Source organism: Kutzneria sp. NPDC051319 (genome assembly GCF_040682195.1).
Taxonomy (GTDB): Bacteria; Actinomycetota; Actinomycetes; order Mycobacteriales; family Pseudonocardiaceae; genus Kutzneria.
Genome location: NZ_JBFBAM010000009.1, coordinates 43892 through 58607 on the forward strand (window position 1 = coordinate 43892; position 14716 = coordinate 58607).

Genomic DNA, 14716 nt, shown 5'->3' on the forward strand with positions numbered 1-14716 from the left:
GCTGCTGACGCTACTTCCGATCCTTGTCACTGTCGGTTACATGCTGTTGTGCATGGTGTTCCCGGTCCGGCGGTGCAAGCACTGCGAGGGCATGGGCCGGATCCGCGTTCGTTTCGGCGGCGTCCGACCGTGCCTGCGCTGTCGCGGCATCGGGTTTCGGCTGCGGACCGGGCGCCGGGCGTGGAACTGGCTGTCCCGCGAGTTCGAGGAAGCCCGCCGGGGGCTGCGCACCCGCCAGGACCGCGCCGCAGACCGGGACCGGCGAGACGACACCGACCGCCACCGCTGATCCGTCACCACATCGGCCATCGACCGGAGGGGCACGGTCCATCGGACCGTACCGACCTCGACATCTGAGCACTGGTCGAAACGCCGTGAGGCGTCGCCGGGATTGAGACCGGCCTGAGGAGACCCGACCAACCAGGAGCCCGCCATGGCCAAGCGCACCGCCGCTGACGTCGTGACCGCCCTCGGCGGCGTCATCGCCGCCGATCTCGACAGCCCGTGCCCGACGTGCGTGCTGTGCCAGACCACGCCGTGTTCGTGCCCGCCGTTCGGCACCACCGCCTACTTCGCCTTGGTCAACCGGCGTCACGGCACGCGCTGACCGGCTGACCACACCAACCGATCGGAGACCAACCTTGTCGCTCGACCCGCGCCAATGGGCCTACGGGACGTGGTGGACGCGCCCCACCGACGGCCGCGACCCCGAACCGCTGAACCCGCAGCCGCCCGCGCCGATCACCGACGCCGCCGGCAACGTCGTCGTCATGCCCCCGGGGTGGTGAGCGTGGCCGGCAAGCACGTGACCGAGGTCTACGACGGCGACATCCCGGGCAGCGTCCAGGCCCGCTGCACCTGCGGATGGGAAGGCCGTATCCGCCGCAACACCGTCGAGGCGGGCATGGAGGCCGACGCGCACCGGGACGGCCACGACGCCCGTTGACCCGCACCACCAGCGCGGAAGGCGCACCCGACATGGACGACATCGACGAGACGTGCGGCGACTGCATCGACGGCCGCTGCCACTTCGGCGACGGCCCCGCACCCGGTGAGCGGTGCGGCTGCGACCGCCACGCCGCCAGCGTCCGAGCACGCGAGCACCACGACGACGGCCACCAGGCCGGCTGATCCAGCACAACCACCCACACAGAGGGAGATCACTCATGGCCAGCAAGCGGCACGACCAGATCGACATCGGCGACGTCATCAAGGGCGAGACCGGCGGCTGGTGGCGCGTCACCAACATCACCAAGCGGTCGGACGGCTTCCGCCAGTTCGACGCGGTCAACGTCAAGACGGGCCGCGCCGGCTACCTGTCGGGCCCGGCCCGCCAGGTGCGCGACGTCCGCTGATCCCGCCCCGGTCCGGCGGTCCCTTCCGCCAAGAACAGCCCGCCGGACCGGGTCTCACCACCCCAACCGAACCCCCCTTCACGAGAGGAGCCCCGTCATGGGCTTTTTCACCGTATCCAGCAAGACCCCCACGATGCGCGCCAAGGGCCGCAAGGCCGTCGGCGACGTCGTCAACCGTGCCGTCGCCACCACCGGCGGCGCGGTCTGCGTCGTCTGCGAGAGGGCGATCGGCGGAGCCAGGGCCGGCAAGGCCAACGTCCACCCGGGTGCCTGCACCCGGGCGCTGGCCAACAGCTTCAAGTCCATCCACGACGCGTGAGCCGCCCGCGTTCGTTCCCCCATCGCGAAGGGAGCCCCGTGATCACGCACGACAACTTCCCCACGCCCGACCTGGCCCTGCGTTCGACCGACCCGGCTGAGCTGGCCCGTGTCCGCCAGTTCGCTCACCACCAGGCCGACGCGGCCGAGGCGTTGCGGCAGCGGCTGGCCGAGCAGCTGCCCGCCGCCGACCCGGACGGGCGCGTCCTGATGCTGCGGCGCAGCCTGGCCGAGCTGATCCAGTGGCGCTACCAGCTGGCGCTGACCGCGCCCGGCCGGCTCGGTATCGGCATCAAACTGGACGCCGAACGCTTCCGCACCCCGCTGCGCAGCGACCCCAACTTCGACCGCCTCGGCACCCTGGGCCGGCTGCGCGCCGGAGCCGAATGGGACCCCGCCACCCGCACCTACCGGGGTGGGACGGCGACGCCGGCCAGCCGGATCATGGACCGCTACGGCCGGGCCGCGCACGCGCGGTTCGACGCCGAAGCCCCCGGCGAGGATGTGCTGCGCAACGAGGTCCTGCTGCCGGACGGGCGCCGGGTGATGGGCAACCGGTTGGTGCGCGGCGAGCCCGCCGCCGCGCTCGCCCGCCAGCTCGTGATCCGGGTCGGGGGCCGAGGCCACGACGTGAGCCGCATGGAGATCGGCGGCGAGCTGCTGTTCGCCGTGTCGGCGCACGACGACGACGCGGACACCCTGCACGCCGAGGCGTTGCGGCGCCTGGCCAACGCGCTCGACGAGGACGACCACCGCGCCCGGCTGTGGGAGTGGCAAACCGCCCGCTACCTGCTCTACCAGTCGCCCCGCACCAAGAAGGGCAGCGACGCCGTCATCCGCGTGTTCCTGGTCGCCGTCGGCACGCTGTTGTTCGGCCGGCCGCCGGTCATGCAACAGGACGCCGACCTGCGCTGCGCCGTGCTGGGACAGCTGGACGCGACCCGCATGCCCGCCGACACCGCGCTCGACCCCCGCTGACCACCGGCCCCTACACCGATCCGGGAGTGATGTGGATGAGCACACCCACCGACCATGACGACGCCGACGGCGCGGCGACCCCGCCGGCCACGCGGAGCCTGCCGTTCACCGCCGCCGTGCGGGGCTGGAGCACCGGCGATGTGGAGGACTGGCCCAACACCGTGTCCGTCGCCGTCATCACCGTGGAGACCGCCGACCCGGTGTCCGACGGCGAGGACATCGACTACGCCGACAGCACGGGCGCCCGCGAGCTGGTGGAGGTCGACACCAACTACAAGCCCGACCGCACCGGACAGCACCCCGTCCGGCTCACCCGCACCGACGCGGTCCAGCTCGCGGTGCACCTGCTGACCGCAACCGAGGACACCTTCCACTACAGCCGTCGCGGAACGCTGCGTGGACGGCAGGCGGCGGAGCTGCTGCGTGCGTTGGAGGAGGTCGACTTCGCGCTCAACGAGCTGCGCAGCCACGCCGTGAGCGACCTGCTCCGCGACACCGCCACGGACCCCGACGACCGCGGCGGCGACGCTGGGCCAGCAGCGGCATCGCCGATGTCCTGACCGCCACCGGCGAGGCACTGGAGCCCGCTACCAACCCCTAACCCTCCTCAGGGTTGAAAAGAAACCCGCAAACCCGCAACCGACCCCCGAACAAGAGGCCTGACCTGCGAAGACGGGGTGCGGGTTTGGGTGCGGGTTTGGCGGAATCGGCGGGTTTGAAACCCGCACCCAACCCGCAACACCCGCACCCGGCGGCTCCCGGGTCGCACCGATCAACCGAGGCCCTACTACCCCGCGCGGGGTAGTAGGGCCTCCTTTCGCCGACCGACACCCCACCTGACCAGCACGAACCGACCAAAGGACCATGACGTGACCGCGACCGACCCGGACCCGACACGCCCGATCCACGACCCGCCGCTGGACACGATCCGCCAGCACCTCACCCGGCGCGTGCCCGCACTGACCGACCACCAGGCCGACGCCGTCACCCTGTGGACCGCCGCCACCTGGGCCCCATGGGCGTGCGACCAGACGCCGTTGCTCGTGATCACCGGCCCGGCCAAGGCCGGCAAGACGAGGCTGCTCAACGCCGTCGCCTCGCTGAGCGACTACCCGGTCCCGTCCGAGCGACACACCGCTGCCGCCATCCGCACAGCGCTGGCCTACTGGCCCACCACCCTGGTCATCGACGACGTCGGCGCCCGCATCCTGTGCCGCGACAGCAAGGCCATGCAGCTCGTGGCCGACCACACCCACCGGGCCCGGTCCGCGAACCTGTTCCTGATGGCCGCGCTGGCAACCGAGGCGGAGCCGCCCTCCGAGCTGGCCGCGCGGTCGCTGGTCATCCGGCTGGCCACCCCGGCCACGCCACCGGCCCCGGGCCCGGCACCGGGCCGGCTCGACCTGCGGCCGGCGCTGTGGCAGTGGCTGATCGACGCCGACGACAAGACGTTCCCGCCGCCGGTGCCCGCCGACCTGCTCCCTGCCGGCCGGGTGGGCCCGTTCCTGCCGCTGCTGGACGTCGCCCACTACGCCGGCCGGGACTGGCCCGACCGCGTTCGACACGCCATGGCCGCCCTGACCGGCATCCCGCCGGCGACGCCGGCCGCCTGACCCGGGTCGGGCCGAGGTGACCACCCGCCCTCGGCCCGACCCGCCCCACCGCCTCACCCGCCACCTATCGAGGATTCCTCGGATTGGGGGTCGATCGACCATGCCCACACCCACGCCCGCCGTGCCGGGCGCCGCCGCGACGGTGGCGCTGTGGATGGCGACCCACCACGGGTGGCACGTGCTGCCCCTCAACCCCGGCACCAAGACCCCGCTCGGAGGCTGCCGCCCCTGCGGCAAGAACGGCGACGGCCATACCGCCGCCGACTGCGCCTGCCTGGCGCGTGGCGACGGGGCGCTGTGCCACGGCGTGTGGGCCGCCACCAACGACCCCGACGTCATCACCCGCTGGGGCCGACGCTGGCAATCGGGCGTGTGGGCGCTCAACCTCGACCGCTCCGGCCTGATCGCCGTCGACATGGACAACCACGGCGGCACCCCGCCCACCCAACCGCTGACCGTCCTGGACTGGCCCGAGGCGACCCCGCCGCCCGCCGACGGGATCGATGTCTACGCCACGCTGGCCGCGCTGCACGGCACCGGCCTGGACACCGACCACACCCTGACCACCCACACCGCCGGCGACGGCCTGCACCAGCTCTACCGCGCGGTGCCCGGCCGGTGGAAAGGCAGCCGCGGCAAGCCCCGCGACGACGGCACCCTGCCGAAGCTCTGCCTGGGTTGGCAGGTCGACGTCAAGGCCTACGGCGGCTACGTGGTCATCCCCGGCAGCGTCACCACCGCCGGCCGGTACGAGCGGATCTCCACCGCGCTGGACGCCGCGCCGATGCCTGCCTGGCTGTGTGAGGTGCTGGCCGGCACCGGTCACGACCGCCAGGCCGACCTCGTCCGGCCGGCGCCCGGGCCCAGGCCGCTGATCCGGCCCGTGCCCGGCAGCGGCCGGGAAGGCCGCTACGCCGCCGGCGCGCTGCGGTCGGCCTGCGACGAACTCGCCGACATGGCGGCCGGTGACGGCCGCAACCGCAAGCTGTTCCGCAGTGCCAGCCGTCTGGCCGGCATGACCGAGGCTGGGTGGATCGACCGGGCCCAAGTGGAAAACGGTCTGTCGGCCGCCGCGCACGCCTGCGCCCTGCCCGCCGGGGAGATCCGCTACGCCATCGCGTCCGGCTTCCGCCATCCCCGTCTCCCGCACCTCCGGAGCGCCGCGTGACCAGCACCGTCGAACCACCCGCCCCCGACCACGTCGACCAGCAGCACACCAGCGACGACGCCGGCCTGCCTGCGGACAAGCCGGCGATCTACCTGGGCAGCGACGCCGAGGCGATCCGCGCGCTGACCACCGCCATCGCCACCGGCGGGGTGCTGCCCGACGTGTTCGTCACCGGCGGCCAGCTGGTCCACCTCTCCCGCGTCTCCGGACACACCACCCCGGGCGCCGGCAGCGCCGACCAGCCGTTGCCCACCGCCGCCGACCCGCTCACGGCGTCGTCGCTGGCGTTCCTGCTCGCACACCACACCTACTGCTACCGCGTCCGCAAGGACGAGAAGACGGAGGACTCACCCACGAAAACGACCCTGGCCGCGGTCCTGTCGCACCGCTACTGGCCCGGCGTGCGGCCACTGCTGGGAATCGTCGGATCCCCGGTGCTGCGACCGGACGGAACCCTGTTGCAGACCACCGGCTACGACCCCGCCACCGGCCTGTACTACGCGCCGAAAATCAGCGTCCCACCCATTCCGGCCGAACCGACCGCCGAGCAGGTCACCGAGGCCCGCGCGTTCGTACTCGGTCAGCTGCTGCGGGACTTCCCGTTCGTCGACACCGCCGACAAGGCCAACCACGTAGGGCTGCTGCTCGCGCCGATCCTGCGGCCCTATCTGCGGTGCTTGACGCCGTTCGGCCTGATCTCCGCCACCACCCAATCCAGCGGCAAGACGCTGCTGGCGGAGATCCTCGGCTACCTGTACGGATCGAAAACACTGGTGTGGCGCAAAGGCGACGACGCCGAGCTGGAAAAGTCCATCACCAGCGCCCTGCACGCGCCCGCGCCGATCATGCTGTGGGACAACATCGCCGAAGGCGGCATCGTCGCCTCCGCCGTGCTGGCGCAGTTGCTCACCTCGCCGGAATGGTCCGCCCGCATGCTCGGATCCAGCGGCGCCGGTTTCAGCGCGACCAACGACCGGTTGTGGTTGGCGACCGGGAACAACATCCGGTTGGGCGGAGACATGGCCACCCGCACCGTGTTGGTCAGGCTGGACCCGAACGACCCGCACCCCGACCAGCGCGACCAGTCCGGCTTCGGCATCCCGCATCTGGACAGCTGGCTCAAGGTCCCGGAGAACCGCACGACGGTGCTGCGGCACCTGCTGATCCTGGTCATGGACTGGATCGGGGCCGGCGCACCGAGGTCGGGTCACACGATGAGGCAGTTCACCTCATGGGCGCAGGCCACCGGCGGTGTGCTGGCGCACCACGGGATCGACGGCTTCCTGGACAACCTCGCCGAGGTCCGCGAAGCCGACGACGAGAACGCGGAATGGGTCGCGTTCCTGGCCCGCTGGCACGAGATCAACGGCTCAACGCCGTTGTCCGCGCGGGCCCTGCGAATGCAGGCCGAGATCGACCTGGTCGGCGGCCAGCCGGTGGACCCGTTCGAAGGCGCGTTCCTCACCGACGACCTCGGCCGGCCGCCGTCGGCGAAGAGCCTCGGCCGCACGCTGACCGGCCATGTTGGCCGGTGGCACGGCACGCACGTGCTGCGGTCCGGGATGGACAGCCACGCCAACGCCCGCGTGTTCTGGGTCGAGCGCCGGGAGGACTGACGGGGCCGCGGTTGCGGGTTTGCGGCGGATTGCGGGTTTGGGTGCGGGTTTCTGCGGGTTTGCCCGCACCGAAACCCGCACCCTGTTTTGCCTGGTCACAGGCTTGTAGCGGGCTGGTTGCGGGTTTGCGGGTTTGTCCCGCGTTGCCCCCGCCGGCAGCGCACGCGAGGGAGAACGACCACCACGCGGCGCCGTCGGGCGTCGCTGCGCACGAGGGGAGTCCTTGAGATGGCCCGAAAGCTCAATCACAGGTTGTCTGCGGACGCGACCATTGCACCTGAACGCCGCGTTGTACGTGACTCTCCACGGGCGACACCAGAGCGGTACCTCAACGTCGAACAGGCCGCCGAACGGCTTGGGACGACGGTGCGATTTGTTCGGCGACTGATTGAGGAGCGACGTATCGCGTTCGCGAAGTTCGGCCGGCACGTTCGGATCGCGGAAAGTGTCCTTGCTGGGTACATCGAATCCTGCACGGTCGCGGTTCGCGCGGAGCACAGGCGGGGGAGGGCTGCCTGATGGGCGGTAACAGCCGTGGGCGAAAGCGGCGGTTCGGTAGCGTTCGTCAGCTCGCGTCGGGGCGTTGGCAGGCCAGGTATCCCGACCCTGACGGCATGCTGCGTCCGGCACCGGAGACGTTCGATACCAAGGGAGATGCCGAAGACTTCCTGGGCGACATTGAGACGGACCTACGTCGCGACGAGTGGACCGACCCGGACGCCGGGAAGATCGCCATCACCACTTACTGTCTTCAGTGGATCGCAGAGCGCGGTCTTGAGCTCCGCACGATCGAGCTATACCAGGGGTTCGTTCGCAACCACATCAAGCCTCGTATCGGTGATCTGATGTTGTCCGAGCTGACGCCCGCCATGGTGCGAAGGTGGCGTATGGACATGCTGAAGGACCGGGTCGGGGCGACGACCGTAGCCAAGGTCTATCGGTTCCTGCGTGCCGTGCTGAACACCGCCGTGGATGACGACGAGCTGATTCGACGCAACCCATGTCGGATCAAGGGCGCTGGGCAGGAACACGCACCCGAGCGACCGACGGTCACGGTGGTAGAGGTTTTCGCGATTGCCCATGCGATTGCACGCCGCTACCGGTTGCTCGTGTTGCTGGCCGCGTTCGGCCAGCTGCGGTTCGGCGAGCTGATAGCCCTGCGGAAGACCGACTTGCTGCTGCCTCCACCCCGCCGACCGACGGCGGCGGAAGTTGCGGCAGGTGTTGATCCGGACGACCTGATCGACGACGGCGTGCCGGTGTTGTTGGTCAGACGGGCAGTGGCGCAACTTGGTACCGGCGAGCAGGTGCTGAAGGGGCCGAAGTCAGAGGCGGGCAATCGCACCGTTGCCCTGCCGTCGCTGATCTTGCCGGATATCCGAGCACACCTCGCAATGGATGGGAAGGGCGGTTTCGTTGACCCGGAGCCCCACGGTCGCCTCTTTCGGGGGCCCAAGGGGGCCACGCCGCGGCGCCAGAACTTCAACTCCAAGGTGTGGAAGCCGGCTCGTGCTGCGGCTGGCGTCAACCCGGAGCTGCACCTGCACGATCTCCGGCACGCCGGTGCGACGCTCACGGCCCGGACCGGTGCCACGCTCCGTGAGCTCATGTCGAGGCTGGGGCAGTCCAGCACCCGCGCAGCGCTGATCTACCAGCACGCTGCGAGCGAGCGGGACGTGGAGATCGCTGTGGCGCTCGACACACTGATCCGGAAGGGGATCGCGGAGGCCGAGGGGGAGGCGACAGCCTAAAACCGGGCGGCAGGCGGTGCAATCTGGCACGGAACTGGCACGTAGCCCAGGTTCGCCATCGGCCGAAGGTGGGCCCAGGCACGCGGGAATGCCCGTGTGACCTGGGCCCGAGTAGTTTTGAGCGGGTGACGGGAATCGAACCCGCATGGCCAGCTTGGAAGGCTGGAGCTCTGCCATTGAGCTACACCCGCACCGCACCCAACCGACCGGGTGCATGCGGGAGCTTAGCGGGTCGCGCTACTCTCATGCACGCGCCATCGACAACACGGCGCGAACGGGGTGTGGCGCAGTTTGGTAGCGCACTCGCTTTGGGAGCGAGGGGCCGTGGGTTCAAATCCCGCCACCCCGACGATTGGGTGAAGTGTGCTCACGGGGCCGCCTTTGGCGGTCCCGTTCGCCGTTATCGCCGGCGATGTCTTCTGGGGCTCCCGCCCCAGGCCCCGAGCCAAGGGGCTCCGCCCCCTGGACCCCCAGCGTGTGGCCTGCGGCCTACACGCTGTCTTCGTGGGTGCGTACGTGGGCGTGGTCGTTGCGTGCGTGTGCCGTGGTGGTGCGGCCTTGTGTGTGGTGGGTGCGTGGTGATCGCGGTGCTTGGTCGCTGGCGTGGGGGTCGGGAGCTTCGCTCTTCCTGGTCGACCTAGACTTAGGTATCCAATCCCGGGGCGCTGTGCGGTCGGGAGCACTGTGCACGCATTTGCTCGTACGAGGAGACCACGTTGAAGAGCACCGTCGAACAGCTGAGCCCGACCAGGGTCCGGATCAACGTCGAGGTGCCGTTCGACGAGTTGAAGCCCAACTTCGACCGGGCCTACCGCAAGCTCGCCGGCCAGGTCCGCATTCCGGGCTTCCGCCAGGGCAAGGTGCCGCCGCGCGTGCTGGAGTCGCGCATCGGGCGCGCCCCGGTGCTGGACGAGGTGGTCAACGAGGCGATCCCGGCCAAGTACATGGAAGCCGTGAACGCCGGCGAGGTCCGGGCGCTGGGCCGCCCCGACATCGAGGTCACCAAGATCGAGGACGGCGACCACCTGGCGTTCACCGCCGAGGTCGACATCCGCCCCGACATCACCATCCCGGCCTTCGGCGAGCTCGCCGTCAGCGTCGACGACATCGAGATCGCCGACGACGACGTGGACAAGCAGCTCGACGAGCTGCGCGCCCGCTTCGGCACCCTGACCGGCGTCGACCGCCCGGCCGAGAACGGCGACTTCGTCACCGTCGACCTGTCCGCCTCCGTCGACGGCAACGAGGTCGAAGAGGCCCGCACCACCGGCCTGTCCTACGAGATCGGCTCCGGCCAGCTCGTCGAAGGCATCGACGACGCCCTCATCGGCGCCGAGGCCGGCGAGACCAAGACCTTCACCACCCAGCTCGTCGCCGGCGAGTACGAAGGCCGCGACGCCGAGGTCAGCGTCAAGGTCGACAACATCAAGAAGCGCGAGCTGCCCGAGGCCGACGACGAGTTCGCCCAGCTGGCCAGCGAGTTCGACACCCTCGACGAGCTCAAGGCCGACCTGCGCGAGCGCCTCGGCCGCGTCAACAAGATGCAGCAGGGCGTGCAGGCCCGCGACAAGGTCCTCGAGGCCCTCCTCGAGGTCACCGAGGTGCCGCTGCCCGAGGCCGTCGTCGCCGCCGAGGTCGAGACCCGCAAGCACGACGCGGTCCACGCCTTCGACCACGACGACGACCGCTTCAACGAGTGGCTGACCGAGCAGGGCCAGACGGCCGAGGAGTTCGACAGCGAGCTGCGCGTCGCCGCCGAGGCCGCGGTCAAGACCCAGCTCGTGCTCGACGCCATCGCCGACGCCGAGCAGGTCCAGGTCAACGACGCTGAGCTTTCCGAGCGCATCGTCTACCAGGCCCAGCGCTTCGGCATCAGCCCCGACGAGTACGTCCAGCGGGCCCAGCAGGCCGGCCAGCTCGGCGCCATCTTCGCCGACGTCCGCCGCGGCAAGGCGCTGGCCGCGGTCGTCCGCCAGGCCGCCGTCACCGACGCCTCCGGCAACACCATCGACCTGGACGAACTGTTCGGCGCGCCGGCGGCCCCCGCCGTCGAGGAAGCCTCCGACGAGGCGGCCGAGCAGGAGTGACGCCCTGAGCGAACGCGGGCGGCGTCGGGACGTCGGCGCCGCCCGCGTTCGTTAAAGTCGAAGCAAGCCACACGCGGGCCGCCCGCCGGAACACCGGCCCCCGGCCCGCCAGCTCGACCAAGCGACAAGCGAAGCCAGGAGTCATCAGTGAGCCAGTACCAGCCACTCCAGTCCCGCTACGTGCTGCCGTCGTTCGTCGAGCGCACCAGCTACGGGGTCAAGGAGTCCAACCCCTACAACAAGCTGTTCGAGGAGCGCATCATCTTCCTCGGCGTGCAGATCGACGACGCGTCCGCCAACGACGTGATGGCGCAGCTGCTGTACCTGGAGTCGGTCGACCCCGACCGCGACATCATCATGTACATCAACTCGCCCGGCGGCTCGTTCACCTCGCTGATGGCGATCTACGACACCATGCAGTACGTGCGCCCGGACATCGTGACCGTGTGCCTCGGCCAGGCCGCCTCCGCCGCCGCCGTGCTGCTCGCCGCGGGCACCCCCGGCAAGCGCCGCGCGCTGCCCAACTCCCGCATCCTGATCCACCAGCCGGCCACCGAGGGCCTCTACGGCCAGGTGTCCGACCTGGAGATCCAGGCCAACGAGATCCAGCGGGTGCGCCGCGCCCTGGAGACCACGCTGGCCCGGCACACCAACAAGACACCCGACCAGGTGGCCGAGGACATCGACCGGGACAAGATCCTGACCGCCGAGGAGGCCAGGGTCTACGGCATCGTCGACGAGGTGCTGCCGTACCGGAAGCTGTCCGCGCAGAGCTGAACCGGGCCGCGGCCCCGTCCGACACGCCGAATCTGGCTAGTAATCGCCTGGTTCGACACGGTCGGGGCCCGCTGGTCCTCCCGCTCGCGATCGCGGGCGGGTACCGTCGTGGGGAACGTGCGCGACCCATCGGTGTGGGTCGGGCCATCGTGACAGCCAGGTGGACCGGCGACAGTCGGCGAACCGGAGGGGACAGAGGTCAGCGGTCATGGCGCGTATCGGTGACGGCGGAGACCTGCTGAAGTGCTCCTTCTGCGGGAAGAGCCAGAAGCAGGTGAAGAAGCTCATCGCCGGTCCCGGCGTGTACATCTGCGATGAATGCATCGACCTCTGCAACGAGATCATCGAGGAGGAGCTGGCCGAAGCGGGCGACGTCAAACTGGACGAGCTGCCCAAGCCGGCCGAGATCCACGACTTCCTCGACCAGTACGTGATCGGTCAGGACGATGCCAAGCGCACGCTGTCGGTGGCGGTCTACAACCACTACAAGCGCATCCAGGCGGGCGACCGCAACCGGGACGGCCGGGACGACGGCGTAGAGCTCGCCAAGTCCAACATCCTCATGCTCGGCCCGACCGGCTGCGGCAAGACCTACCTCGCCCAGACGCTGGCCAAGCTGCTCAACGTGCCGTTCGCCATCGCCGACGCCACCGCGTTGACCGAGGCCGGATACGTCGGCGAGGACGTCGAGAACATCCTGCTCAAGCTGATCCAGGCCGCCGACTACGACGTCAAGCGGGCCGAGACCGGCATCATCTACATCGACGAGGTCGACAAAATCGCTCGGAAGAGTGAAAACCCGTCGATCACTCGCGATGTCTCCGGCGAGGGCGTGCAGCAGGCCCTGCTGAAGATCCTGGAGGGCACCACCGCCAGCGTGCCGCCGCAGGGCGGCCGCAAGCACCCGCACCAGGAGTTCATCCAGATCGACACGACGAACGTCCTGTTCATCGTGGCCGGCGCCTTCGCCGGGCTCGAGCGCATCATCCAGGACCGGGTCGGCAAGCGCAGCCTCGGCTTCGGCGCCGAGATCCGCTCCAAGGCCGAGATGGAGTCGTCCGACATCTTCGGCGACACCATGCCCGAGGACCTGATCAAGTTCGGCCTGATCCCGGAGTTCATCGGCCGCCTGCCCGTCGTGGCCAGCGTGACCAACCTGGACAAGCCGTCCCTGGTCAAGATCCTCACCGAGCCCCGCAACGCGATGGTGAAGCAGTACCAGAAGCTGTTCGAGATGGACGGCGTCGAGCTGGAGTTCACCAAGACCGCGCTGGAGGCCGTGGCCGACCAGGCGATCCTGCGCGGCACCGGCGCCCGAGGCCTGCGCGCCATCATGGAGGAGGTGCTGCTGCCGGTGATGTACGACATCCCCAGCCGCACCGACGTCGCCAAGGTGGTCATCACCGAGCAGACCGTGCGCGAGAACGTCAATCCGACCATCGTCGCCCGGCAGCCCAGCCGCCGCGAACGCCGCGAGAAGTCGGCCTGACCGCACCGTCAGAACCGCGAAGGCCCGCCCACCCGGAAACGGGAGGGCGGGCCTTCGTCTTGGACCCGACCGGGCGCCGGCCGCTCGGGCCGGCCGCCCGTCAGAAGTTGATCATGTGGCCGGCCAGGCCGTGGACGGCTTCCTTGACGGCCTCGCTCAGGGTCGGGTGCGCGTGCACGTTGCGGGCGACCTCGTTGACGGTCAGGTCCCACTGCTGAGCCAACGTCAGCTCCGGGAGCAGCTCCGTGACGTCCGGGCCGATCATGTGCGCGCCCAGCAGCTCGCCGTGCGTGGCGTGCGCGATGATCTTGACGAAGCCACCGGGGTCGCCGATGCCGTGCGCCTTGCCGTTGGCGGTGAAGGGGAACTTCGCGACCTTGACGTCGAAGCCCTTCTCCTCGGCCTGCTTCTGGGTGTAGCCGAAGCTGGCGATCTGCGGCTGGCAGAACGTGGCCCGAGGGATCATCACGTAGTCCAGCTCCATCGTCTCCGCGTCGGCGATCGTCTCCGCCGCGACGATGCCCATCGACTCGGCGGCGTGCGCCAGCATCAGCTTCGCGGTGACGTCGCCGATGGCGAAGATGTGCGGCACGCTCGTGCGGCCCCGGCCGTCGATGTCGATCGCGCCGCGCTCGGTCAGCCGGACGCCGGTCTTCTCCAGGCCGTAGCCCTCGACCCGCGGCTGGAAGCCGATCGCCTGGAGCACCTTGTCGGCCTCCAGCACCTGCTGCTGGCCGTCCTTGCTGACGGTGACCAGGACCTTGTCGCCGGAGTCGTCGATCGCGTCGACCCGCGTCGAGGTGAGCACCTTGATGCCGAGCTTGCGGTAGCGCTTGGCCAGCTCGGCCGAGACCTCCTCGTCCTCCAGCGGGACGGGCCGGTCCAGGAACTCGACGATGGTGACGTCGACGCCGTAGCCGTGCATGACGTACGCGAACTCGACGCCGATCGCGCCGGCGCCGGCGATGATGATGCTGCCCGGCAGGGTGTCGGTGAGGATCTGCTCCTCGTAGGTCACCACCCGCTCGGACAGCTTCGTGCCCGGCAGCAGCCGCGTCGTCGCGCCGGTGGCCAGGATGCAGTTGTCGAAGGTGACCGTCTCCTGGCCGCCGTCGGTCAGCGCGACCTGGATCGTGTTGGCGTCGGTGAACGTGCCCCAGCCGAAGAACTGCTGGATCTTGTTCTTCTTCATCAGGAAGTGGACGCCCTTGACCCGGCCGTCGGCGACCTTGCGGCTGCGCTGGAAGGCGGCGCCGAAGTCCATCGTGATGCCGCCCTCGGCGTGGATGCCGAAGGCCTCGGCCTCGCCGGTCAGCAGGTGCGCCAGTTCGGCGTTGCGCAGCAGGGCCTTGGACGGGATGCAGCCCACGTTCAGGCAGACGCCGCCCCAGTACCGGTCCTCGATGATCGCCGTCCGCAGCCCCAGCTGCGCCGCTCGGATCGCCGCGACGTACCCGCCGGGTCCGGCCCCCACCACCACGACGTCGAAGTGTGTGCTCATGCTCCAACCCTAGTCAGCGCCACGCCCGCCTCCGATGTGACGTTCAAGCAGTGGCGGGCCGCA

18 protein-coding genes and 2 tRNA genes are annotated in these 14716 nt (G+C 70.0%); 18 read left to right on the top strand and 2 right to left on the bottom strand.

What is annotated here, in order from left to right; genetic code table 11:
• Positions 1-52 precede the first annotated feature (52 nt).
• The 14 genes from AB0M73_RS11230 to AB0M73_RS11295 all read left to right on the top strand — a co-directional run bounded on the left by AB0M73_RS11230 (position 53) and on the right by AB0M73_RS11295 (position 8799).
• Positions 53-289, top strand: a complete 237-nt coding sequence (locus AB0M73_RS11230; RefSeq protein WP_363889851.1) for a hypothetical protein — start codon at positions 53-55, stop codon at positions 287-289.
• Positions 290-433: 144 nt separating this feature from the next.
• Positions 434-607 carry a hypothetical protein gene (locus AB0M73_RS11235; protein ID WP_363889853.1) on the top strand — a complete coding sequence of 58 codons (174 nt, stop codon included), beginning with the start codon at positions 434-436 and terminating at the stop codon, positions 605-607.
• Between the two features lie 34 nt (positions 608-641).
• Positions 642-788 (top strand): hypothetical protein, encoded by a 147-nt coding sequence (locus tag AB0M73_RS11240; RefSeq protein WP_363889856.1) that lies wholly within the window; start codon positions 642-644, stop codon positions 786-788.
• 2 nt (positions 789-790) lie between these two features.
• Positions 791-946 carry a hypothetical protein gene (locus AB0M73_RS11245; protein WP_363889858.1) on the top strand — a complete coding sequence of 52 codons (156 nt, stop codon included), beginning with the start codon at positions 791-793 and terminating at the stop codon, positions 944-946.
• 32 nt (positions 947-978) lie between these two features.
• A complete protein-coding gene (locus AB0M73_RS11250; RefSeq protein WP_363889860.1) occupies positions 979-1131 on the top strand; it encodes a hypothetical protein in 153 nt (50 codons plus the stop codon).
• Between the two features lie 35 nt (positions 1132-1166).
• Positions 1167-1355, top strand: coding sequence for a hypothetical protein (locus AB0M73_RS11255; RefSeq protein WP_363889861.1), 189 nt, complete (start codon positions 1167-1169; stop codon positions 1353-1355).
• A 97-nt stretch (positions 1356-1452) separates the two neighbouring features.
• The gene (locus tag AB0M73_RS11260; protein ID WP_363889864.1) at positions 1453-1674 is read left to right on the top strand and encodes a hypothetical protein; all 222 of its coding nucleotides are present in this window, start codon (positions 1453-1455) and stop codon (positions 1672-1674) included.
• 38 nt (positions 1675-1712) lie between these two features.
• Positions 1713-2651 carry a hypothetical protein gene (locus AB0M73_RS11265; protein WP_363889866.1) on the top strand — a complete coding sequence of 313 codons (939 nt, stop codon included), beginning with the start codon at positions 1713-1715 and terminating at the stop codon, positions 2649-2651.
• 35 nt (positions 2652-2686) lie between these two features.
• A complete protein-coding gene (locus AB0M73_RS11270) occupies positions 2687-3211 on the top strand; it encodes a hypothetical protein (protein WP_363889868.1) in 525 nt (174 codons plus the stop codon).
• A 309-nt stretch (positions 3212-3520) separates the two neighbouring features.
• Positions 3521-4264, top strand: a complete 744-nt coding sequence (locus AB0M73_RS11275) for a hypothetical protein (RefSeq protein ID WP_363889871.1) — start codon at positions 3521-3523, stop codon at positions 4262-4264.
• A gap of 100 nt (positions 4265-4364) precedes the next feature.
• On the top strand, positions 4365-5432 hold the full coding sequence (locus tag AB0M73_RS11280; protein ID WP_363889874.1) for a bifunctional DNA primase/polymerase: 1068 nt from the start codon (positions 4365-4367) through the stop codon (positions 5430-5432).
• Positions 5429-7048 (top strand): hypothetical protein, encoded by a 1620-nt coding sequence (locus AB0M73_RS11285; RefSeq protein ID WP_363889876.1) that lies wholly within the window; start codon positions 5429-5431, stop codon positions 7046-7048. The genes AB0M73_RS11280 and AB0M73_RS11285 overlap by 4 nt, the downstream gene beginning before the upstream one ends.
• Positions 7049-7276: 228 nt before the next feature.
• On the top strand, positions 7277-7567 hold the full coding sequence (locus AB0M73_RS11290) for an excisionase family DNA-binding protein (RefSeq protein ID WP_363889879.1): 291 nt from the start codon (positions 7277-7279) through the stop codon (positions 7565-7567).
• Positions 7568-7662: 95 nt separating this feature from the next.
• Positions 7663-8799 (top strand): tyrosine-type recombinase/integrase, encoded by a 1137-nt coding sequence (locus AB0M73_RS11295; protein WP_363889880.1) that lies wholly within the window; start codon positions 7663-7665, stop codon positions 8797-8799.
• Between the two features lie 120 nt (positions 8800-8919).
• Here AB0M73_RS11295 and AB0M73_RS11300 read toward each other — a convergent pair.
• A tRNA-Gly gene (locus AB0M73_RS11300) sits at positions 8920-8990 on the bottom strand.
• 84 nt (positions 8991-9074) lie between these two features.
• Here AB0M73_RS11300 and AB0M73_RS11305 point away from each other — a divergent pair.
• From AB0M73_RS11305 to clpX, 4 genes are all read left to right on the top strand, one after another.
• Positions 9075-9148 (top strand) — tRNA-Pro (locus tag AB0M73_RS11305).
• A gap of 367 nt (positions 9149-9515) precedes the next feature.
• On the top strand, positions 9516-10886 hold the full coding sequence (gene tig / locus AB0M73_RS11310; RefSeq protein ID WP_043718048.1) for a trigger factor: 1371 nt from the start codon (positions 9516-9518) through the stop codon (positions 10884-10886).
• A 147-nt stretch (positions 10887-11033) separates the two neighbouring features.
• Positions 11034-11663 (top strand): ATP-dependent Clp protease proteolytic subunit, encoded by a 630-nt coding sequence (locus tag AB0M73_RS11315; RefSeq protein ID WP_043718046.1) that lies wholly within the window; start codon positions 11034-11036, stop codon positions 11661-11663.
• Positions 11664-11871: 208 nt separating this feature from the next.
• Positions 11872-13152 carry an ATP-dependent Clp protease ATP-binding subunit ClpX gene (gene clpX, locus AB0M73_RS11320; RefSeq protein WP_043718043.1) on the top strand — a complete coding sequence of 427 codons (1281 nt, stop codon included), beginning with the start codon at positions 11872-11874 and terminating at the stop codon, positions 13150-13152.
• A 100-nt stretch (positions 13153-13252) separates the two neighbouring features.
• Here clpX and lpdA read toward each other — a convergent pair whose 3' ends face one another.
• Complete coding sequence (gene lpdA / locus AB0M73_RS11325; RefSeq protein ID WP_363889885.1) at positions 13253-14653, bottom strand: dihydrolipoyl dehydrogenase; 1401 nt, start codon at positions 14651-14653, stop codon at positions 13253-13255.
• Positions 14654-14716: the final 63 nt, after the last annotated feature.